Source organism: Sphingomonas jinjuensis (assembly GCF_014197105.1).
Taxonomy (GTDB): domain Bacteria; phylum Pseudomonadota; class Alphaproteobacteria; order Sphingomonadales; family Sphingomonadaceae; genus Sphingomonas; species Sphingomonas jinjuensis.
In genome coordinates, this window is the sequence record NZ_JACIEV010000002.1 from 323,348 (window position 1) to 344,880 (window position 21,533).

20 protein-coding genes and 1 tRNA gene are annotated in these 21,533 nt (G+C 68.8%); 6 read left to right on the forward strand and 15 right to left on the reverse strand.

Annotated features, from left to right (window positions below; genetic code table 11):
* Positions 1 to 53 precede the first annotated feature (53 nt).
* From GGQ80_RS04885 to GGQ80_RS04910, 6 genes are all read right to left on the reverse strand, one after another.
* Positions 54 to 2,786 (reverse strand): valine--tRNA ligase, encoded by a 2,733-nt coding sequence (locus GGQ80_RS04885; protein ID WP_183982760.1) that lies wholly within the window; start codon positions 2,784 to 2,786, stop codon positions 54 to 56.
* A 97-nt stretch (positions 2,787 to 2,883) separates the two neighbouring features.
* Entirely contained in the window at positions 2,884 to 4,923 is a 2,040-nt protein-coding gene (locus GGQ80_RS04890) for a S9 family peptidase (protein WP_183982761.1), read from the reverse strand.
* A gap of 58 nt (positions 4,924 to 4,981) precedes the next feature.
* Complete coding sequence (locus GGQ80_RS04895) at positions 4,982 to 6,556, reverse strand: histidine kinase famiy protein (protein WP_221364191.1); 1,575 nt, start codon at positions 6,554 to 6,556, stop codon at positions 4,982 to 4,984.
* A gap of 85 nt (positions 6,557 to 6,641) precedes the next feature.
* Positions 6,642 to 7,151, reverse strand: a complete 510-nt coding sequence (locus tag GGQ80_RS04900) for a DUF2497 domain-containing protein (protein ID WP_183982763.1) — start codon at positions 7,149 to 7,151, stop codon at positions 6,642 to 6,644.
* Positions 7,152 to 7,183: 32 nt separating this feature from the next.
* The gene (locus GGQ80_RS04905; protein WP_183982764.1) at positions 7,184 to 8,701 is read right to left on the reverse strand and encodes a TolC family outer membrane protein; all 1,518 of its coding nucleotides are present in this window, start codon (positions 8,699 to 8,701) and stop codon (positions 7,184 to 7,186) included.
* Between the two features lie 8 nt (positions 8,702 to 8,709).
* On the reverse strand, positions 8,710 to 9,375 hold the full coding sequence (locus GGQ80_RS04910; RefSeq protein ID WP_183982765.1) for a protein-L-isoaspartate O-methyltransferase family protein: 666 nt from the start codon (positions 9,373 to 9,375) through the stop codon (positions 8,710 to 8,712).
* Positions 9,376 to 9,525: 150 nt separating this feature from the next.
* Between GGQ80_RS04910 and GGQ80_RS04915 the strand changes: the two genes are divergently transcribed.
* Positions 9,526 to 9,599, forward strand: a tRNA-Cys gene (locus GGQ80_RS04915).
* A gap of 14 nt (positions 9,600 to 9,613) precedes the next feature.
* On the opposite strand, the gene GGQ80_RS04920 is transcribed toward GGQ80_RS04915, so the two are convergent.
* A complete protein-coding gene (locus GGQ80_RS04920) occupies positions 9,614 to 10,021 on the reverse strand; it encodes a (deoxy)nucleoside triphosphate pyrophosphohydrolase (RefSeq protein WP_281375323.1) in 408 nt (135 codons plus the stop codon).
* A 58-nt stretch (positions 10,022 to 10,079) separates the two neighbouring features.
* Here GGQ80_RS04920 and GGQ80_RS04925 point away from each other — a divergent pair, with 58 nt between their 5' ends.
* Together GGQ80_RS04925 and GGQ80_RS04930 are read left to right on the forward strand one after the other, a co-directional pair.
* Complete coding sequence (locus GGQ80_RS04925) at positions 10,080 to 10,244, forward strand: Flp family type IVb pilin (protein ID WP_183982958.1); 165 nt, start codon at positions 10,080 to 10,082, stop codon at positions 10,242 to 10,244.
* A gap of 127 nt (positions 10,245 to 10,371) precedes the next feature.
* Positions 10,372 to 10,539 carry a Flp family type IVb pilin gene (locus tag GGQ80_RS04930; protein WP_183982766.1) on the forward strand — a complete coding sequence of 56 codons (168 nt, stop codon included), beginning with the start codon at positions 10,372 to 10,374 and terminating at the stop codon, positions 10,537 to 10,539.
* 182 nt (positions 10,540 to 10,721) lie between these two features.
* Here the strand turns inward: GGQ80_RS04930 and GGQ80_RS04935 are convergent, their stop codons facing one another.
* The 3 genes from GGQ80_RS04935 to GGQ80_RS04945 form a co-directional block, all read right to left on the reverse strand.
* Positions 10,722 to 11,669 carry an acetyl-CoA carboxylase carboxyltransferase subunit alpha gene (locus GGQ80_RS04935; protein ID WP_183982767.1) on the reverse strand — a complete coding sequence of 316 codons (948 nt, stop codon included), beginning with the start codon at positions 11,667 to 11,669 and terminating at the stop codon, positions 10,722 to 10,724.
* A 137-nt stretch (positions 11,670 to 11,806) separates the two neighbouring features.
* Entirely contained in the window at positions 11,807 to 12,703 is an 897-nt protein-coding gene (locus tag GGQ80_RS04940) for a tyrosine-type recombinase/integrase (RefSeq protein WP_183982959.1), read from the reverse strand.
* A 32-nt stretch (positions 12,704 to 12,735) separates the two neighbouring features.
* On the reverse strand, positions 12,736 to 14,532 hold the full coding sequence (locus GGQ80_RS04945; protein ID WP_221364192.1) for a hypothetical protein: 1,797 nt from the start codon (positions 14,530 to 14,532) through the stop codon (positions 12,736 to 12,738).
* A 199-nt stretch (positions 14,533 to 14,731) separates the two neighbouring features.
* On the opposite strand from GGQ80_RS04945, the gene GGQ80_RS04950 reads away from it, so the two are divergent.
* From GGQ80_RS04950 to GGQ80_RS04960, 3 genes are read left to right on the forward strand one after another with little or no spacing between them, the layout of a single operon-like run.
* Positions 14,732 to 15,271: a shikimate kinase gene (locus GGQ80_RS04950; protein WP_183982768.1), complete on the forward strand. Its 540-nt coding sequence runs from the start codon at positions 14,732 to 14,734 to the stop codon at positions 15,269 to 15,271.
* On the forward strand, positions 15,268 to 16,368 hold the full coding sequence (gene aroB / locus GGQ80_RS04955; RefSeq protein ID WP_183982769.1) for a 3-dehydroquinate synthase: 1,101 nt from the start codon (positions 15,268 to 15,270) through the stop codon (positions 16,366 to 16,368). Before GGQ80_RS04950 ends, aroB begins: the two co-directional genes overlap by 4 nt.
* Positions 16,368 to 16,508 carry a DUF2256 domain-containing protein gene (locus tag GGQ80_RS04960; RefSeq protein ID WP_183982770.1) on the forward strand — a complete coding sequence of 47 codons (141 nt, stop codon included), beginning with the start codon at positions 16,368 to 16,370 and terminating at the stop codon, positions 16,506 to 16,508. Before aroB ends, GGQ80_RS04960 begins: the two co-directional genes overlap by 1 nt.
* Before the next feature lie 124 nt (positions 16,509 to 16,632).
* On the opposite strand, the gene GGQ80_RS04965 is transcribed toward GGQ80_RS04960, so the two are convergent.
* The 5 genes from GGQ80_RS04965 to radA all read right to left on the reverse strand — a co-directional run bounded on the left by GGQ80_RS04965 (position 16,633) and on the right by radA (position 21,453).
* Complete coding sequence (locus GGQ80_RS04965; RefSeq protein ID WP_183982771.1) at positions 16,633 to 16,959, reverse strand: DUF423 domain-containing protein; 327 nt, start codon at positions 16,957 to 16,959, stop codon at positions 16,633 to 16,635.
* Positions 16,956 to 18,719, reverse strand: coding sequence for a cation:proton antiporter domain-containing protein (locus GGQ80_RS04970; RefSeq protein WP_183982772.1), 1,764 nt, complete (start codon positions 18,717 to 18,719; stop codon positions 16,956 to 16,958). Before GGQ80_RS04970 ends, GGQ80_RS04965 begins: the two co-directional genes overlap by 4 nt.
* On the reverse strand, positions 18,712 to 19,146 hold the full coding sequence (locus GGQ80_RS04975) for an iron-sulfur cluster assembly scaffold protein (protein WP_183982773.1): 435 nt from the start codon (positions 19,144 to 19,146) through the stop codon (positions 18,712 to 18,714). Before GGQ80_RS04975 ends, GGQ80_RS04970 begins: the two co-directional genes overlap by 8 nt.
* Positions 19,143 to 19,694, reverse strand: a complete 552-nt coding sequence (locus GGQ80_RS04980; protein WP_183982774.1) for a CvpA family protein — start codon at positions 19,692 to 19,694, stop codon at positions 19,143 to 19,145. The genes GGQ80_RS04975 and GGQ80_RS04980 overlap by 4 nt, the downstream gene beginning before the upstream one ends.
* Positions 19,695 to 20,082: 388 nt before the next feature.
* On the reverse strand, positions 20,083 to 21,453 hold the full coding sequence (gene radA / locus GGQ80_RS04985; RefSeq protein WP_183982775.1) for a DNA repair protein RadA: 1,371 nt from the start codon (positions 21,451 to 21,453) through the stop codon (positions 20,083 to 20,085).
* Positions 21,454 to 21,533 lie beyond the last annotated feature (80 nt).

Here is a 21,533-nt window from a genome sequence, read left to right on the forward strand (position 1 = left end):
CTCGGCAAAGCGGGACCCCGGCTCAAGGCCGGGGTGACGCGAAGGTTCCTGGGCTACCCCAATCGCGCCAGGGCCGCCGACAGCCGCTCGGCCTCGCTCGTCTTCTCGGCGTGGTCGGCCTTGGCCTTCTCGACCGCCTCGGGCTTCGCCCGCTCGACGAAACTCGGATTGCCGAGCCGGCCGGCAAGCGAGTCCCGCTCCTTCTCCGCCGCCGCGATCGCCTTGGTCAGGCGGGCGCGTTCGGCGTCGAGGTCGATGACGCCTTCCAGCGGCAGGACGAAGGTCGCCTCGTCCACCACCACCTGTGCCGCACCGCCGCTGGCGTCGCCAGCGGCCTGATCGACCCGCGCCATCCGCGCCAGCACCGGCGCCTGCCGCGCCAGCCGCGCCGTCGTCTCGGCGCCCGCATCGCGGACATGCAGCGGCAGCCGCGCGCCCGGCGGCACGTTCAGCTCGGTTCGCGCCGCCCGAATTTCCCCAACCAGCCGGATTAGCCAGTCGACCTCGGCCTCCGCCGCCGAATCGAGGCTGCGCGCATCCGCCATCGGCCAGCGCGCGACGATCAGGTCGTGGTTGCGCGGCGCCATCGCGTGCCACAGCTCCTCGGTGATGAAGGGCATGAACGGGTGGAGCAGGACGAGGATCTGGTCGAGCACCCAGCCGGCGACCGCGGTCGTCTCGGCGTCGATCTGACCTTTGATCAGCTCCAGATACCAGTCGCAGAACCGACTCCACACGAACTGATAGATCGCATTCGCCGCCGCATCGAAGCGATAGTCCGCCAGCGCCAGGTCGATCCCCTGAATTGTCCGTACCGTCTCGGCGACGATCCACTTGTTGACCGCTGACGCCGCGGCAGGCGGCTCCAGCGTCGTCGATCCGCCGATCCCGTTCGCCTGGCAGAAGCGCGCCGCATTCCACAACTTGGTCGCGAAGTTGCGATACCCCTCAACCCGCTTCTCATCCATCTTGATGTCGCGGCCCTGGCTTTCCATCGCCGCCATGAAGAAGCGCAGCGCATCGGCGCCATAGCGCTCGATCAGCCCCAGTGGATCGACCGTATTGCCCTTCGACTTCGACATTTTCTGCCCGTCGGCGGCGCGCACCAGCCCGTGCAGATAGAGCGTGCGGAACGGCACATCCTTCAGGAAGTGCATTCCCTGCATCATCATCCGCGCATCCCAGAAAAACAGGATGTCGAAGCCCGAGATCAGCACATCGTTGGGATAGCGGCGCTGCCATTCCGCTACGCTACGCCCCTCCCCTTCAGGGGAGGGGTTGGGGTGGGGGAGTGCCGCGGACACTCCCCTCTGCGAGGCATCCCCCACCCCTTGCCCCTCCCCTGAAGGGGAGGGGTTTGCATTCTCCGGCCACCCCATCGTCGCGAACGGCCACAGCGCCGACGAGAACCACGTATCCAGCACATCGGGATCGCGCGTCAGCGTCACCCCCTCACCCGCCTCGGCCTGCGCCTCGGCTTCGGTCTCCGCGACGAAGATGCGCCCGTCGTCGGCGAACCATGCCGGGATCTGATGCCCCCACCACAGCTGGCGCGACACGCACCACGGCTGGATGTTCTCCATCCAGTTGAAGAACGTCTTTTCCCAGCTCTTGGGCACCATGCGGATGCGGCCGTCGCGCACCGCCTCGATCGCGGGCTTCGCCAGCGTCGCGGCATCGACATACCACTGATCGGTCAGCCACGGCTCGATGACGACGCCCGAACGGTCGCCGTATGGGGTCTGGATCACGCGATCCTCCACCTGCTCCAGCACGCCCGCCTCTTCCAGCAGCTCGACCACCCGCTTGCGCGCCTCTGCACGATCGAGCCCGATCAGCTGGTCGGGGATCAGCCCGTCGGCGGTCTGGATCACCTGCGCCTTGGCATCGAGCATGTTGAGCATGTCGCGCGCCGCGATCCCGGCGCGCTTGCCGACCTCGAAGTCGTTGAAGTCATGCCCCGGCGTGATCTTCACCGCGCCCGATCCCAACTCGGGGTCGGCATGCTCGTCGGCGACGATCGGGATCAGCCGGCCGGTGATCGGCAGGCGGACCTCCTTGCCGACCAGCGCGGTGTAGCGCTCGTCGGACGGATTCACTGCGATCGCCATATCGGCCAGCATCGTCTCCGGCCGCGTCGTCGCGACCGAGATCGTGCCGCTGCCGTCGGCGAGCGGGTATGACAGGTGCCAGAACTTGCCCTGCACCTCCTTGGTCTCGACCTCGAGATCGCTGATCGCGGTGCCGAGGCCCGGGTCCCAATTCACCAGCCGCTTGTCGCGATACAGCAACCCCTGGCGATGCAGCTCGACGAACACCTTCAGGACGGCCTTGGAAAAGCCTTCGTCCATCGTGAACCGCTCGTTCGACCAGTCCATCGAACAGCCCAGCCGACGCAGCTGGCGCGTGATCTGCCCGCCGCTCTCCGCCTTCCACTCCCACACCTTGGCGACGAATTCGTCGCGGGTGTAGTCGGTGCGCTTCTCGCCATTGGCGCCCATCTGGCGCTCGACCACCATCTGCGTCGCGATGCCGGCATGGTCGACGCCGACCACCCACATCGCATCCTTGCCCTGCAGCCGCGCGTGACGCGCGAGAATGTCCTGCAAGGTGTTGTCGAGCGCGTGGCCGATATGCAGGCTGCCCGTCACGTTGGGCGGCGGATTGACGATCGTCCACGGCTCTGCCCCCGGCCGCTCGGGCCGAAAGAGGCCGTTCGCCTCCCAATGCTCGTACCAGCGGGTCTCGATCGCGGCGGGGTCGAAGGTCTTGGGCAGTTCGGTCATGCGCGTGGCCTTAGCCAAACTCACCCGCCCCCGTCACCCCCGGGCTAACCTTCGCCACTACCGTCATGCTGAACCAAGTTCAGCATGACGAACCTGGTCAGGGCCGGCTATTCCCCGTCCACTTATCCATCCACCCCAGCACCTCGCGATACCATTGCCGCGAGTTGCGCGGCTTCAGCACCCAGTGGTTCTCGTTCGGAAACACCACCAGCCGCGACGGAATGTCGCGCCGTTGCAGCGCGGTGAACGCCGCCAGCCCCTGCGTGTACGGAATGCGGAAGTCCTTCTCGCCGGTGATCACCAGCATCGGAGTTTTCCACTTGGCGACGTAGTTGACGGGGTTCCATTTCTCGAACGCCTGCGGGTCCTCGTAATAGGTCTTGCCGCCGTGCTCCCATTCGTCGAACCAAAGCTCCTCGGTCTCGTACGCCATCGCGCGTGCGTCGAAGACGCCATCGTGCTGGACGATGCACTCGAACCGGTCGGGCCACTGCCCCTCGATCCAGTTCATCATATAGCCGCCGTACGACGCACCCAGCGCGCAGGCCCGATCGCCGTCGAGCCACTGGTACTTGTCGGTCGCCGCCTTCAGCCCGTCCTTCAGATCCTCGAGCGGCCAGCCGCCCCAGTTGTTGCTGATCGAATCGGTGAAGCGCTGGCCGTATCCCGTCGACCCGTGGAAATCGACCGCGACCAGGCCATAGCCGGCGCCCGCGAACACCGCCGGGTTCCAGCGATACGACCAGCTGTTGTTGCTCGACCCCTGCGGCCCGCCATGGACCATGAACGCGATCGGCACCTTGCCCGTCGCGCCATAGGGCTTCACCGCATAGCCCCACACGGTGTCGCCGTTCGCGCCCTTAAAGCTGAACCGATCGACGCTCGGCATGTCGATCCCCGCCAGCTTCGCGGCATTGACGCTGGTCAGCCGCTGCGGCGCGCCGCTGCCCGTCACGCGATAGAAGTCGTCGGGCGCGGTCAGGCTGTTCATCGCGATCACCGCGCCGCCGGGCGTCACCGCCACGGCCGAGACGTTACCCTGCTGCGTCAGCCGCGTGACCTGTCCGGTCGCCGCATCGACCCGCCACAACGGGTTTTCCTGCGTATCTTCCGCCGTCACCAGCAGCGAGCGCGAATCGGGCGCCCACGCGATCGAGCCGATGCTGCGATCCCAGCGCTCGGTCAGCGACACCGTCTTGCCGCTGGTAAGGTCGCGCACTGTCAGCACCTGGCGATCCGCCTCGAACGCCGGCCGCCGCATCGCGAACCAGGCGAGCTTGCGGCCGTCGGGCGACACCACCGGCTGATTGTCCATCGCCTTGTTGTCGGCGGTCAGATTGACCGGTGCCGACGATCCGTCCGCCGGCACCTGGAAGATGTCGAGATTGGTCGAGATCGCCTCGATCCGCCCCGCCTCGCGCATCGCGAAGTAGATCGTTCGGCCATCGGGACTCCAGCTGACCTCTTCGCCGCCGCCGAACGGCTTCGACGGCGTATCGCCGACCAGCGCACCGACGATCGCCTTGCCATTGCCCGGCGCCCCCGCTGCGGAAAGCGGCAGGACGAACAGCTGTTGGCGCGTGCCGTCGGCCCATGTATCCCAATGGCGAACGAACAGCTGGTCATAGGTCCGGCCGTCGCCCGCATCCGCGGCCTTCTTTACCATCGCCGGCTCCAGGCTCGGCGCGCCCGGCTTGCGATCGGCCCAGACGACCAGCTTGTCGGCAGTCGGCGCGACCTTGAACCCGTTCATGCCGCCGGAAAAGCTCGTCAGCTTGCGGGGCGCACCGCCTGCGACCGGAACCGACCAGACGGCGCTATCCCCGCCCTTGTCGGACGCGAAATACACGGTCGCGCCGACGATCTGCGGATCGGTTTCGTTGACGTCGGGCTCGGCGACCAACTTCGTCGGCGCCGCGCCCGGCTTGCTCAGGTCGAGCCGCCACAGGTCGAACCGGCCGCGATTGTTGGCGATGTCGGTCTCGCGCTGCGCCCATACCAGCCAGCGGCCATCCTTCGACACCGTCGGCGATCCGACCCGGCTCAGCATCGTGACGTCGTCGATCGTCAACTGGCGTGCGGCGAGGGGAGCGGCGACGGCGGTGGCGGCCAGCGCCGCAAACATCAGTTTCTTCATGGGACTGGACGCTAGGCCGGAAGCCGTTCGCCGGACAAGCCCCAGCCCGCCCAAGGCGCTACGTGCGCGCCCCCGGCCGGTCGAGCACCGCGCGAATCCGCTCGTTCAGCTCGGTCCGGCGATACGGCTTGCGGATCAGCTCGAACGACTTCGATCCCTCGTCGATCGCCTCGTCGGCATAGCCCGTCGTCAACAGCACCTGAATGCGCGGGTAATCACGCCGCACCGCCTGGGCGAGACCCACGCCGTTCATCCCGCCGGGCATCAGGATGTCGGTGAACAGCAGCCGGTAATCCGAATCGATCGCCAACTGGTCCAGTGCTTCGCGCGCGCTGTGGGTCAGCGTGACGGTGTAGCCCAGATCCTCGAGCATCTCCTTGCCCAGCTCACCCACCTCATGCTGGTCTTCGACCATCAGAACGCGCTCGCGCTTGCCGTCGTCAGGCCGCGGGTGCGCGGCGGTCGGCTTCTGCTCGGCCCTGCCCGCACCCGAAGCGCGCGGGAATAGCAGCGCGAACGTCGCCCCGCCGCCGGGCCGGTCGAGCAGCAGCGCCGCGCCGCCCGACTGGCGCATGAAGCCATAGACCATTGACAGCCCCAGCCCCGTGCCCCGGCCAAGCTCCTTGGTCGTGAAGAAGGGATCGAAGATCTTGTCGGCGATCGCGGGATCGACGCCGGGCCCGTCGTCCGACACCGTTACCATCGCATATTCACCGGGGTCCAGCTTCAGCTGGCCGAACGCCGCGTCGGGCAGCACCACGTTGCGGGTCTCGATCGTGATCGTGCCCTTGCCGCCCAGCGCGTCGCGGGCGTTCGCGATCAGGTTGAGCAGCGCCATCTCGGCCTGCACCGGATCGAGCCGCGAATTCCACAGGTCGTCGGACAGCTTGCGCCGCACCTCGATACCCTCGCCCGCGGTACGGTCGATCACCGGGCGGAAATCGCCGATCAGCGAGTTGAAGTTGAGCAGGCGGTTGCGCAGCTCCTGCTTGCGCGCGAACGACAGCAGCTGCTGCGTCAGCGTCGCGCCGCGATTGGCGGCCGACGCGATCGCCTCGACCGCGCGCTTGGCACTGCGGTCGGCATCGGCGACTTTGTTTTCCAATATGTCGACATAGCCCAGGATCACCTGGAGCAGATTGTTGAAATCATGGGCGATGCCGCCGGTCAGCTTGCCGACGGCCTCCATCTTCTGCGCCTCGTGCAGCGCCTCTTCCGCCTCGCGCCGCCGCGAGATGTCGAGCTGCGAGCCGAAGAAATAGACGACGTTGCCCGCGTCGTCGAAGACCGGCGACACGAATAGCGCATTCCAGAAGGTCGAGCCGTTCTTGCGATAGTTGAGCAGTTCGAGCGCGATCTCCTCGCGCTTGGCGATCGCCGCGCGCAACTGATCGACGGCGTGGCGGTCGGTCTCCGGCCCTTGCAGGAACCGGCAATTGCTGCCGACAATCTCTGCCTCGGTATAGCCGGTCATGAAGGTGAAGGCGTCGTTGCAGAAGACGATCGGATTGTCGGGTTGGTTGGGATCGGTGACGATCATCGGCATGCGCGTCGTGCGCACCGCCGCGAAGAAGATGTCGTTACCCGATTCGTGAGGACGCGTGACGTCGCTGATGTGCGGCGCGGGCGCCATCGAGTCCTGCGCCCCGACGCGAAGACCTTGGTCGTGCGGGTTCATACCGGATTGAACCCACCGTCATCGCCCGCGTTCCCCGCCATCAACCCTGCTGGCCGGTGATTCGTGCGATCTCGCGGGCGACCATCGATTCGACCAGTTCGGGCAGGTTGGCGTCGAGCCACTCGCGCAGCATCGGCCGCAGCATCGCGCGTACCATGCCCTCGAGCGTGCCGTCGCCGTCGCTCTCTGGGCGCACGACGAGCTTGCTCAGCGCCTCGAGCGAACCGCGGCTGGCGGCGGCGGTCTGCGACGACAAGATCGGCTCGGGCGCCGCCTGCGGCGCGGGCTGATGCTGGGCAGGCGCCGGGGTCGGGGGCGTTTCCACGGGCGCTGCGGCAACCGGCGCGGGCGGCGGTGCCGGCACCAGTTCGCTCAGCTCCAGCACTTCTTCCGGCTCGGGCGGTGGCGGCGGAGCGGCGGGGGCAACCGTGCTCGCGGCCGGGCGCTGCGGCCGACGCTGGCGAACCTGCCCCTCGCCTTCCTCGGCGATGATACGCTTGATGGACGAGAGGATCTCCTCCATCGACGGTTCCACGCTCATGTCCCCCATGCCAGGCGTTCCGTACTCCGCCCGATCGGCCGTTATTGGCGGTTCGGGGCCTGCGCACCTGTGGTCAACGCCCGGCTCCTGTCAACCGGCGCGTCCAGTACGGGATCGAGCGAGCGAGTCACCGTCGCGTCCTGCGCCGGCGTCGTCGCGGTCGACGGGGCCACCGGCGTTGGCTCGCCGTCGCTGCCGAAGTCGCTGATCTTGCCGCGCACGCGGCGATAATTGACCGTCGGATCGTACAGCGTGCCGCCATCGAGACCCAGGTCGCGCGCCTCGGCATTGCCCATCGCCGCCAGCAACGCGAAGCCGGCGACATAGGCGTCGCGCCGCGCGCTCACCAGCGTCACCTGGCTGTTGAGCAGCTCCTGCTCGGCATTGAGGATGTCGAGGATCGTGCGCGTACCGACGCTGTTTTCGGCGCGGACGCCCTCCAGGCTCAGCTTGTTGGCGTTCACCGCGGTCTCAGCCGATGCGATCACCTGCTGCGACGATTGCCACGCCGCATAGGCGCTGCGCGTCTGCGATATGACGGCGCGCTCGGTCGCGGTCTGGTTCTCGAGCGCCTGACCGCGCAGCGCTTCCGCCTGGCGTATCTGCGCCGCCGGGCGACCGCCCTGGAACAGCGGCAGCGTCAGCTGAGCACCGACCGTCGCCGCGGTCGCGGAATTGGGGATACGCTGGCCGTTCGCGACCGTCGGCACCGAGCCGAGATAGTTGAAATACGTGCCCGTCGTCACCGCCGCGATTCGTGGCATGCGATTGGCCTTCGCCACGCCGATGTCATAGCGCGTCGCATCCGCTGCGCGCTTCGCGGCGAGCAGGTTGGGGTTCTTGGTCAGCGCCTCGGACACGGCGGTGCCCGGCGAGTTGGGCAGGTTGGGCAGCGCCGGCGGCTGTTCCAGCGTGCCGGGCGGATCGCCGATGACCGCGATATAGTTTTCGCGGCTGCCGATCAGCGTCGCTTCCGCCGACTGCAGCTGCGCCCGCGCCGTGGCCAGCCGCGCTTCCGACTGAGCGACGTCGGTGCGCGTCAGGTCGCCGACCTGGAACCGGTCGCGGCTGGCGTTGAGGTTCACTTCCAGCACGCGGACGTTCTGGCGATTGAGCCCGACGATCGCCTCGTCGCGGATCACGTTCATATATGCCGCGACGACATTGGTGAACGTATTCGCCTCGGTCCCGCGCAGCTGTGCCCGGCCGGCCTCGACCCGCGTCTCGGCCGCGCGCACCGCATTCTTCACCGCGCCGCCCTGGTACAGGGGGATCGAGAAGTTGATCTGGCCGTTACCCAGCCGTTCGGGGTTCAGGAAGTTGTTGTTCGCCTGCACGACGTTGTCGGTCGCGGTGCCGTTGAGGTTCAGCGACGGCAGTCCCGAGGCGCGCGCGATCGGTACGCCCTCGTCGGTCGCGCGCAGCTGCGCCCGCGCACCGGTCAGCGTCGGGTTCGACGCATAGGCCTTGGCCAGCGCCTCGCGCAGCGTCTCCGCCCCCGCGGGCACGCCGATCAGCGGGCCGGCCGCAGCCAGCAGCAGGATAACGGTACGGCGCATCTGACCCCTCAGAATTGAAATGCAGGCGGGCGACTGAAGCCCGGAAGAACCACGCAATCGCTGTCGACGAACGGCAACAGGCCGAAACCGCCATCGGTGCGCCGGCCGCTGGTCAGCCGGGTCACGCCGCGATCGACGATACCCGCGGCCACGCGCCCGCCGGGCGCCACCTGCGCCACCAGCGCATCGGGCACCGTCTCGATCGCGCCATCGACGATCAGCACGTCATAGGGCGCGCCCACGGCATGGCCCTCGGCCAGCGGCGCTTCGACCACCGTCACATTGGCGATCCCGGCAAGCGCCTCGCGCGCCATCGCCGCCAGCGTCGCATTCTCCTCGACCGCCACCACCTCGGCGACGATCTCGGCCAGGATCGCAGCGGTATAGCCGCCGGCCGCACCGATCAGCAGCACCCGGTCCTCGCGGTTCAGGTCCGCCTCGGTCAGCAGCCGCCCCGTCGCGAGCGGCGGATTCTGCATCCGCCCCTCGCCCAGCGGCAGCGCGGTGTCGCGATAGGCGATCTCACGCACGTCGGCGGGCACGAAGCGCTCGCGCGGCACCCGCGCCATCGCTGAGACGACCCGCTGGTCGCTGACCGCGTTGGTGCGCAACTGGCTGGAGACCATCGCGCTGCGCATCGCCTCGGTCCGGTTGGTATCGACGCTGACGTTCATGAGCTTCCCTGTCGCACAACTGTTTTACGGATGCAATACACTGGAGGTATGACTGCCGCGTCTTAGAACGCCACCGCCGTCGCGCCAAGCGCCGACACGAGGCGGTTGACCCCGCCGCCAAAACACCATAGCCGCCCTCCACCGCATCGAGGCCCGATGGCGGAGTGGTGACGCAGAGGACTGCAAATCCTTGCACCCGGGTTCGATTCCCGGTCGGGCCTCCATTTTTCGCAAGCCGTCACGCCAACCACGCCGCCAGCGCCGCTGCCAGCGGCACGTCGGGCGCCGGCATGGGCAGCGTCGCCAGCATTCCCCGATCCGCCCAGCACAGCGCCACCGCATCGAGCGCGCGCGGTTCGCCGCGCCACTCGGCACAGCGGTACAACAACAGCACCAGCGGCCGCCCGCCCGCCTGAGTCGGTGCGAACGACACCGGCGTCAGCGCCGCCTCGTCGACCACGACCCCCAGTTCCTCGGCCAGTTCGCGTACCAGCGCCGCCTCGGCGCCCTCACCCGGCTCAACCTTGCCGCCCGGAAACTCCCACAATCCCGCCAGCGATTTGCCCGGCGGGCGCTGCTGCACGAGCACGCGGCCCTCGACATCGATCAGCGCCGCCGCGACCACGATCAGCATCATGTCAGTCATTCGTTAAGCGTCTCCGGCTAAAGCGGGAATCGTGAAGAAGCGCGCGTTCCTCCCAGCCATGTTGCGGCGCCTTGCCCGCGACGATCGCGCCGCGACCGCCGTCGAATACGGCCTGATCCTCGCGCTGATCGTCCTGTCGATGTTCGCGGCCCTGCACGAGATGGCAGGAACCACCGTCGGCATGTGGAACAACGTGTCCACCAAGGTCCAGAACGCACGGTAAGTATATGAAGTGCAAGGGACTGACCTTAAACCTTTTCTCAACCCTCCATCGCTAGTCACGGGGTTGCTGCTCCGGCCCGTACCGGTTCAGCCGGGTGACTGAAGTGACTAGATCCATGGAGACCGGAATGCAGACCATTCGCAAGTTCATCAAGAACAACAAGGGCGCGACCGCCATCGAGTACGGCCTGATCGCTGCCCTGATTGCCGTCGCCGCGATCGCCGCGATGCAGGGCCTTGGCAACCAGCTGAAGACCACCTTCGGCAACGTCACGTCGAACATGAAGGCCTCGTAAGAGCGTCTCGTTCGACTGATACGCGAAGGGCGGCGGAACCCGGGTTCCGCCGCCCTTTTCGCGTGTCCGCATCACAGCAACGCCCCGCCCCCTCCGTTCGTGCTGAGCTTGTCGGAGGACGGGTTCCGCGCACGCCCTTCGCCAAGCTTAGGGCGAACCGAAGGATTTGACGGCTTACGCCCTTACAACCGCCCCATTGCCAGAAACTTCTCGCGTCGCCCGCGCCGCAGCTGATCGGGTGTCTGCCCGTCGAGCGACGCCAGCGCGCCCTCGATCGCGGTTCCCAGCGACTCGATCGCGGCTGCCGGGTCACGATGGGCGCCGCCCAACGGCTCGCCGACGATCGTATCGATCACCCCGAACGACTTCAGGTCCTGCGCCGTAATCCGCATCGCGTCCGCCGCATCCGCCGCCTTGTCCGACGTCCGCCACAGGATCGAGGCCGCGCCTTCGGGGCTGATGACCGAATAGACCGCGTGCTCGAACATCATCACCCGGTTGCCCGCCGCCAGCGCCACCGCGCCACCCGAGCCGCCTTCGCCGACGATCGACGCGACGACGGGAACACCCGCCGCCAGGCACGCCTCGGTCGAGCGCGCGATCGCCTCGGCCTGGCCGCGCTCCTCGGCCTGGACGCCGGGAAAGGCGCCCGACGTATCGACCAGCGTCACCACCGGCAGCCCGAACCGGTCGGCCAGCTCGACCAGCCGGATCGCCTTGCGATAGCCCTCGGGCTTGCCCATGCCGAAATTGTGGCGGAGGCGGCTTGCCGTGTCCTGCCCCTTCTCATGGCCGATCGCCATCACCCGACGGCCGCGGAACGTCGCGAATCCGCCCAGGATCGCCTGGTCGTCGGCAAAGGCGCGGTCACCCGCCAGCGGGATGAACTCGCTGAACAGCCCCGCGACGAAGTCCTTGAAATGCGGCCGTTCCGGATGCCGGGCGACCTGGGTCTTCTGCCACGGCGTCAGCTTGGCGAAGGTATCGCGCAGCAGCTTGTCGGACTTCGCCTGAAGGCGTCCGACCTCCGCATCGATATCGACCGTCCCGCCCTCCGCGGTGTCGCGCAGTTCGTCGATCTTCGCCTGAAGGTCGGCGATCGGTTTCTCGAAATCGAGGAAGCTAGGCATCGGCGGCGGTTAGGGCGCATCGGCGAAGGGATCAAGGATCGTTACGTTTCCCTCCCTTACCCCACCCCACCTCGTCATCCCCGCGCAGGCGGGGATCCATATCCGCCGAACGTCGTGAGACCCACCGCGACCAGCGACTATGGATCCCCGCCTTCGCGGGAATGACGTTTACGCTTCCCACCACCACCAAGCGCCTCCGCCAGTGGGTGCCGCTCGTTCACCAGCGTTACCAACCGGCTCGCATCGACATGGGTATAGATCTCGGTCGTCGCGATATCGGCATGGCCCAGCATCGCCTGTAACGCGCGCAGATCGGCGCCGCCCTCCAGCAGGTGAGTCGCGAACGCATGGCGCAGCACGTGCGGGCTAACGCGATCGGGCGGGATCCCGGCCTCCGCCGCCAACGCCTTGATGAGCTGGTACAGCCTGATCCGCGACAGATGCTTCTTCCCCGACGGGAACAGCCACGCCGACTCGGCGGGCACATGGGCCCGCCACGCCGCCACCGCCGCCCGCGCCCGATCAGATAGAGGCACCAGCCGCTCGCGCCCGCCCTTGCCCTTCAGGATGATGTACGGCCGGTCGCCCTGGATCGCCGCTCGCGGCAGCGACACCAGCTCGCTCGCGCGCAGCCCCGATCCGTAGAGCAGCTCGACCAGCGCCGCCATCCGCAGGTCGAGCGCCGCGGGCGGCACCCTGGCCAGCCGTTCGCCCAGCACCGCGAACAGCCGGTCGACATCGGCATGGCTCAGCACCTTGGGCAGGGGCCGCGCCTGTCCGGGCCGCGGCAGCGCCGCTCCCGGATCGTCACTGCGAAACCCCTCGTCGACCAGAAAGGCGTAGAAGCGCCTGAGCGCCGCCGCCTTGCGCGCCACGGTCGCCCTGGCCAGCGCACGCCACTGCTCGCTCACTCGCTCGATCGCGGCCGCATCGGCCTGCGCCAGCGCGCCGCCCGCGGCCTGCGATGCGAGCGTCAGGTCGCTGCGATAGGCGGCGATCGTATTGCGCGCCGCCCCGGCCTCGGCCGCCAGCATTTCCAGAAAGTGCTCGATCAGCGCCGCATCGGTCACGCCCGTGCGATCGCCTCGGCCGCGATCATGCGCGCATAGCCGTCGAGCCCCACCGCGGTCAGCGCCGCGGTGATCCGGTACAGCGTCGCCGGCGGCACCCCGCGCCACGCCGGCGTCTGCAAGCCGACCGCGCACAGCAGCACCACCGTTCCCGGCTCCCGTGCCATCACCGCCCGGTCGAGCGCCTGCGTCCAGGCATTGCTCGCCCCCACCGGCACCTCCAGCGCCTCGGCCGCGCGCTGCGCATCCTCGGGCGTCAGCCGACCCAGCCCGGCGAGCCCGGCGAAGAACAGCCGCTGCTTCAGCGCCGCATCGCCTGTCCCGCCATATCCCGCAACCGCATTATACGTCAGCCGCCCGCCACGATCGGGATCGGCCAGCGCGATCATCGCCCACGCGTCGCCGCCCTGCGTCACCCGCCCGCGCCACCGCGCCGCCGACCGATCGAGCCCGGCGCTCAACATCGACGCGACCAGCCGGTCGGCATCCTCGAGTCCCTCGCCCACCGGCAGCCGCGCCGCCGCCCGCGCGGTCAGCACCAGCCGGGCATAGGGCGTCGCCGCCGCCTCGCCCCACAGCTGGCGGATCGCGCCGATCCGCGCGTCGGTGTCGCCACCGACATAGGCGACGCGAAGGTCGCTCGCCGCCGCGCTCGCCGCCGCGGGCACGTCGTCACCCTCGTCGATCGCACCGAACAGGTCGACCAGCGCCGCATTCGACAACACGCCCTGCCCCGCCGCCGCCTCGGCATAGGGCAGGCGATCGGCATCGCCGACGCTCGGGCTCAACGCCTGCCAATATCGCACCTGCGATCCCGTGGTCGCGAACATCTCCGCCGGGATCGCGACGCCGGTCGCGCTCGCGAGGCCGAAGCGCCACACCGTCAGCGTGTCGGCGGGGCTCCATTCGATCGTCACCGCCTGGCCGCCGCCCGGCCCTGCCCCCGACACCTTCTGCGCCAGCCTGAGGTCGACGCCCTCGGCCACCCGGCGCCGCCGCGCCTGCGCCATCAGCGACTTCGCCGCCGTCGCATTGCCCGACAGGCCGGCGCACATTGCCTGCGCCATCACCCAGCCGCGCTCGCCCGTCGCCTGGCGTCCACGATCGGCGAGCGGACACAGCCCGCCCGGATCGCCCGTCGCCAGCGACGTGTTCATCGCGACTTCCAGCAGCTTGCGGCTGGCATTGCCGGTATCGACGCTCTGCGCCACCGCCCGCGCCGCCACCGACTCGCCCATTCGCAGCAACAACCACGCACGCTCGGCCGCGAAGTCGGCGCCGTTGACGTTGCGCGGCGTCCGCAGTTGCGATGCCAGCGTCCGCCGCAGCAGGATCGACATCCACCGCGACGGCAGCGGCGCGTCGAGCGACCGCATCAATCCTTCCAGGTAGCGCCCATCGGCCCGGCCGAACGCATCGGCCGGCAACCCGCCATCGACGCCACCCGGCCCCACCAGCGCCAGCGAACGGCGCGCGAACGGCGGCAGCTCGTAGTCGGCCAGCGCCTTGGCATCCATCGGCGTCGGCGTCGGCGTCGCGCTGGGCGTGGGCGACGGCGTATCGGTGGGCAGCGGCTGGACGATCGCGCCCGGCTGCCCCGGCGACGCGGCGACCGACGGCGGCAACAGGCTGGCCGGGCCATTGCCCGTCGCGCGCGGCGTCGGCGTCGGCTGGTTGTCGCCGAACCCCGGCGGCAGCAGCGATTCGGGACGATCCTGCCCGATCGCCGGCAAGGCGGCGGCGGCGATCGCCAGCGCCGCGATGCCCGCGCGCGTCTTAGCTGAGATTGGCAAGCGTGACGGCCTTCTCGACATGCGTCTGCGGGCGCTCGCTGGCACGGCCCGCGAGCAGGAACAGGCCCCCGACCACCACGACGGCGATGACCAGGATCGAGACGAGGAGGCGAGTCATGACGGGGCCGATCCGATGCTGTGGACACACGTACCCACGGCTTTGCCGCGGGCAGGTCTGCGCTGTATAGCGCGCGGCTCCATGTTGCAAAGCGCCAAGCCAGACTTCCCGCCGATCGATCGGGCCATCGTCCTCGTCGGCCTGATGGGGGTCGGCAAATCGACCGTCGGCCGCCGCCTCGCCACCCGCCTCCGCCTGCCCTTCGTCGATGCCGACGAAGAGATCGAGCGCGCCGCCGGCATGCCGATCACCGAGATCTTCGAGCGCTTCGGCGAGGCTTATTTCCGCGACGGCGAGCGCCGGGTCATCGCCCGGCTGATCGATGGCACGCCCAAGATCGTCGCGACCGGCGGCGGCGCTTTCGTTAACGAAGAGACGCGGGACCTGATCCTGCGCGATGCGACCGCGATCTGGCTCCACGCCCATCCCGACGTGCTCGCCGAGCGGGTGAAGCGCCGCGACACCCGCCCGCTGCTGCGCGGCCGCGACCCGGCACAGGTCCTGCGCGATCTCGCCGCGGTACGCGATCCGCTCTATGCGCTCGCGCCGATCCATGTTTCCAGCCACAAGGCGCCGCACGAAAACACCGTCGCCGCCATCCTGAAAGCCATTGGCCGATGACGACGATCCAGGTGTCCTTGGGCGAGCGCAGCTATCCCGTCGTCATCGAGAGCGGCCTGTTGTCGCGCGCCGCCGACCACCTCGCGCCACTCGCGCGTGGTCGGCGGATGGCGATCGTCACCGACGCCAATGTCGCTCCCCACCTTGATACCCTGGCCCGCTCGCTCGATACCGCCGGCGTCGCGTATGAGGCGATCGTGCTGCCGCCGGGTGAGGCGACGAAGAGCTGGGCGCAGCTCGAGGCGCTGACCGATCGCCTGCTCGAACTCGGCGTCGAACGCGGCGACCATGTCGTGGCCCTGGGCGGCGGCGTCATCGGCGACCTCGTCGGCTTCGCCACCGCCATCCTCAAGCGCGGCTGCGGCTTCGTCCAGATTCCCACCACGCTGCTTGCCCAGGTCGACAGCTCGGTGGGCGGCAAGACCGGGATCAACGCGCGCGCCGGCAAGAATCTGATCGGCGCCTTCCACCAGCCGGCGATGGTGCTGATCGATCCCGACGTCCTCGATACCCTGCCGCGTCGCGATCTCGCCGCCGGCTATGCCGAGGTGGTGAAGTACGGCCTGATCGACGACCCCGACTTCTTCGCCTGGTGCGAGGCGAACGGGGCAGCGCTGCTCGCCGGCGACGCCTCGGCGCGCGTCTACGCCATCGCCCATTCGGTCGCCGCCAAGGCCCGGATCGTCGGCGAAGACGAATTCGAAACGACCGGCCGCCGCGCGCTGCTCAACCTCGGCCACACCTTCGGCCATGCGCTGGAGGCAGAGGCCGGATTCTCCACTCGCCTGCTCCATGGCGAGGGCGTCGCCGCCGGATGCGCGCTGGCCTTCGCCTATTCCGCTGACCTGGGTCTCTGCCCGCGCGAGGATGCCGACCGAGTCGCCGCACACTGGCGAAGCGTCGGCCTTCCCGACGGCCTCGCCGCGGCGGGGATCGATGCGAGCGGCGCGACGTTGGTCGAGCATATGCGACACGACAAGAAGATGAGCGCCGGCACCCTCCCCTTCCTGCTCGCGCGCGGGATCGGGCGGACCTATCTCGACAAGACCGTCGACCTCGCCCGCGTCGAGGCCTTCCTCGACGCTCAAGCCCGCTGATGCCCAACGGCATCGCCAAGCGCGACCTGCCGACCAAGACCTGCCCCGCGTGCCAGCGCCCCTTCATCTGGCGCAAGAAATGGGCCCGCGACTGGGACAGCGTCGTCTATTGTTCGGATGCGTGCCGGAAGAAGCGATAGAGCCCGGCCACCCCCGTCATCCCCGCGAAGGCGGGGATCCATTTTCCTCGGAACGGGGTGATACCCACGAAGCTTAGCCAGTATGGATCCCCGCCTTCGCGGGATGACGGAGTCCCAGTCGAACCTACCCCCGCAACCCCCAGGCCAGCCACAACCAGCCAGCGATCAACGCAGCCCCGCCGATCGGCGTCACCGCCCCCAACCACCGCGGTGCGCCCAGCGCCATCGCGTACAATGTGCCGGCGAACACCGCGCCACCGACGACGAACAGCCACGCCGGCCCTCGCGCCTCGAACCGCAGCGCCACCAAAGCCACCACCGCATGGATCAGCTGGTAATGGCTTCCCGTCTTGAGCCACTCGACCGCCGGCCCGCTCGCGCCATGCGCCCCGAACGCCCCCGCTGCGACGGCGAGAGCGCCCGACAGCGCCGCCAACACCGCCAGCATCATCGGTCGTTCCCCCACGGCTGCTGCTCCGCCACCAGTGCCCGCGCCGCGCGCAGGTCACCCGTCTCGATCTGGATGCGCAAGCGCTCCTTGTCGCGCGACCGGTACATCTGCTCGGCGCGATCGATATCACCCTCGCCCACGCCAAGCCCGTCGAGCGCCAGCCGTGCCATCTTGACCGCCGACTCCAGCACCTCGCGCACCACATAGCGGGCGGGCGAGTTCTTCAACTTCACCAGCGCGCGCCGGTCGAAGGCGCGAACATAGATCGCGGCATTAGGAAATGCCTCATGCACCGCTTCGACCGTGTCGGGCTGGATCTGGTCGCCATCGATGCAGAAACAGATCAGCTCGGCCTCGGCGGCGCCTGCCTGCCGCAGTAGGTCGAGCCGCGTGCCGTCGCCATAATAGACCTTGGCGCCGAACTCGCCGGCGATGTCGATCATCTCGATGTCGGTATCGATCAGCGTCACCGGCACGTCGCTCGCCGCCAGGATCTGGCCGACCGTCTGCCCGAACCGGCCATAGCCGACGATGATCGCATTGGCGCCGTCCGCGGTCGGCCCATCACGCTCCTGGTCCTTGGCGATCGGCTCGGCGCGAAAGCGGCGGGTGGCGCTCATCAGGAACGGCGTCGTCGCCATCGACAGCGTGATGATGGCGCCGAACAGGCTCGCCGCCTCGGGCGCGATCAGCTGCCCCGATTGCGCCGCCGCGAACAGCACGAAGCCGAACTCGCCGCCCTGGCTCAGCAGCAGGCCCAGCGCCAGCGCCCCCCGCCACGGCATGCGGAACGCGAGCCCGATCAGGAAGATCACCAGCGCCTTGGTCGCGATCAGCGCCAGCGCCATGCCCGCCACGAACAGCGGCCGCTCCGCGATGGCATGCAGGTTCAGCATCATGCCGACCGCCAGGAAGAACAGGCCGAGCAGGATCGAGCGGAACGGCTCGACATCCGCCTCCAGCTCATGCCGATACGGGCTATCGGCCAGCATCACGCCCGCGATGAACGCACCGAGCGCGGTCGACAGCCCCAGTAACTCCATCACGGCCGCGCTGGCGATGACGGTGAACAGCCCCGCGAACACGAACATCTCACGCTCGCCCAGATTGCCGATCAGCCGGAACAGCGGCCGCAGCAGGAAACGCCCGGCTACGATCAGCCCGCCGATCGCGGCGACCGTCTCGATCGCCAATATCCACCCCGGCGGGCCCTGCGCATCGGCCGGGTTGCGGCTCATCGCCGCGACGATCGTGATGAGCGGGACGATCGACAGGTCCTGAAACAACAGGATCGAAAAGGCGCGCTCGCCGAACGGCGTACGCAGCCGCCCCGACGATTGCAGCATCGGCAGCACCTGCGCCGTCGACGACAGCGCCAGCGGCAGACCAAGCGCGAACGCCGCCGGCACCGAGAAGCGCGCGCCCAGCCACACCACGCCCGTGATCGCCAGCCCGCAGGCGACGACCTGCACCAGCCCGACCGCGAATATTTCCTTCTTCAGCTTCCACAGCCGCGTCGGGTTCAGCTCCAGCCCAACGATGAACAGCAGCAGCGTGATGCCGAGCTCGGCGATGCCGATCTTCGATTCGGCGTCGCCCACCAGCCCCAGCAGCTGCGGCCCGACCACCGCGCCGGCGACGAGATAGCCCAGCGTCGCACCGAGCCCCAGCCGCCGGAACAGCAGCACGAAGAACAACCCCGCGCCGAGCAGGATGCTGCCATCGCGCAGCAGCGACGTGGCCTCGGCGGCATCATGCATGGTTCAGTGCCTTGGCCTCGGCCGCCGCGTCCGCCGCCGCCTCAAACGCGAGCCGGATCGAGGCATGCCGCGCGCTGTGTGCCAGCGCCGGGGTGAACACCTCGAGCCCCGGCCAGTCCGGCACCTCGCCCTCGCCCGCCAGCCACGCGGTCAGCGCATCGCGCGCCGCCGCCAATTCCTCGGGCGAGCGCCCGACGACGTTCGCGGCTAGCAGCGACGACGATGCCTGGCCCAGCGCACAGGCGCGCACCAGCATCCCGACCTCGCCGACCCGGCCATCGTCGCCCAGCGACACGTCGACCGTCACCCGGCTGCCGCAGATCGGCGAGCGCTTCTCGCTGGTCGCCATCGGCGCCGCCAGCCGCTCCTGATGCGGGATCGACGTGGCAAGCCGCAGGATCTCGGCATTGTACAGCGACGCGCTCATGGTGCGGTGCTCGCGTTATCGGCCGGGTTCATGCCGAACACCGGCAGGCCGCGGCGGCGGCGATCGACGAAATCGGCAATCCCCGCACTGGTCGCGTTGAGCAGCGGATAGGTGCGCGACCGGGTCATCCAGTCGGGCCGCCGCGACGGGCCACCGCGCGCGGTATCGACCAGCAGCGCGGCGAGCAGGAAGCCCAGACTCGCCAGGATCAGCCCCTTCAGCGCGCCGAAGCCGAACCCCAGCGCGCGGTCGATCGGCCCCAGCACCGATGTCCGTGTCCGCTTGCCGATCGCATTGGCGACCAGCCGACCGCCGATATAGACGCCGCCCGCGATCACGACGAACGCGAGCACCGCCGCGCCCGACGGCGTCCCCACATAGCGGCTGAAGACGGCGGCGAGCGGGATGTGGAACAGCTTCAACGCCGCGACGATGCCGACCCAGGCGAACAGCGACAGCACTTCCGTCACGAAGCCCCGCTTCAATCCGAGCAGCGCCGATCCGGCGACCAGCAGGAGGACAATGGTGTCGAGGGCGGTCAAACTCATGCCTTCGGGAATAGGGGGCCGAGGGACGAGGCGCTAGGGGGCGACGCAAAGTCCCTGCCTGCACGGGGAGGGGATCGCCGGCAACGCCGGTGGTGGAGAGGACAGCCACGAGCACGCGTCCTGCCGTTGCATCCCCACCCCCGTCATCCCGGCCTTGAGCCGGGATCCATGTTTCCGCAGCCTGCTCGTTTGCTGACTATCCGAGCCGCTCGCCGCACGTTGGATCCCAGCTCGAGGCCGGGATGACGAGGGAAATTGGAGGCCGAGTTGTCCCGCCCCATAGGTCATGTCAGGCTCGTCCCGGCACCCACCGGGCGGCAAATACATCAGCCGAGGACACGCGGAACCTTGGATGCTGAGACAATCTCTGCATGACGAAGCTAGACGATCACCGCCCCAGCATATACTCCACGAACTGCCCAAGCGTCCGAAACCCGGTCGTCCGCAGGCCGCCGCCATCGCCCGCCATCGCCTGCGGCACCAGCGCGCGCTCGAACCCCAGCTTGCCGGCTTCCTTCAGCCGCAGCGCGGCATGCGCCACCGGCCGCACCTCGCCCGACAGCGCGATCTCGCCGAACGCCACCGCGTCGATCGGCACCGGCCGCTCCGACAAGGCCGACACCAGCGCCGCGGCCACCGCCATGTCCGCGGCGGGATCCTGCACGCGATAGCCGCCCGCGATGTTCAGATAGACTTCCGCCGACAAGAAGCTCAGCCCGCACCGCGCCTCCAGCACCGCCAGCACCATCGCCAGCCGCCCCGAATCCCAGCCGACCACCGACCGCCGCGGCGTCGCCCCGCTCGCCAGCCGCACCACCAGCGCCTGGATCTCGACCAGCACCGGCCGCGTCCCCTCCAGCGCGGGGAAGACCGTTGTCCCCGTCACGCCTTCGTCGCGGTGCGTGAGGAACAGCGCCGACGGATTGCCGACCTCGCTCAGCCCTGCCGTCTCCATCGCGAACACGCCGATCTCGTCGGTCCCGCCGAAGCGGTTCTTGATCGCCCGCAGGATGCGATACTGGTGGCTGCGCTCGCCTTCGAAGCTCAGCACCGTGTCGACCATATGCTCCAGCACGCGCGGCCCCGCGATCGAGCCGTCCTTGGTGACATGGCCGACCAGCACCAGCGCCGTGCCGCGCTCCTTGGCGAAGCGGATCAGCTCCTGCGCCGACGCGCGCACCTGGCTGACGGTGCCAGGCGCCCCTTCGATCAGGTCCGAATGCATCGTCTGGATCGAATCAATGATGAGCAGCGCCGGCGGGCGCGCGCCCGACAGCGTCGTCAAAATGTCGCGCACCGACGTCGCCGCCGCCAGCTTGACCGGCGCATTGCCCACGCCCAGCCGCTGTGCACGCAATCGCACCTGGTCCGCCGCCTCCTCGCCCGAGACATAGGCGACGTCGCGTCCCGCCAGCGCCATCTTCGCCGCCGCCTGCAGCAGCAGCGTCGACTTGCCGATCCCCGGATCGCCACCGATCAGCGTCGCCGACGCCTCGACGAAGCCGCCGCCCAGCGCGCGATCGAACTCGGCCACCCCGCTCGGCATCCGCTCGGGCAGTGCGACCTCGCTGTCGAGCGCACTCAACGCGATCATCCGCCCGCCACCCTGCAGATTGTGCTTGGCGTGGAACGGTGTGACGTTCGCTCCCGCCTCTTCGACCAGCGTGTTCCATTCCGAACAATCGGCGCATTGCCCCTGCCACCGGTGCGACACCGATCCACAGGACTGGCAGACATAACGCTTCTGGGGTTTGGCCATGGCGCCTGCGTATCAGGAGAACGGGAGGGGAACAAGGACCCCATTCGGCGTCGGCTCTCGCCAACACCCGCGCGCCTCGC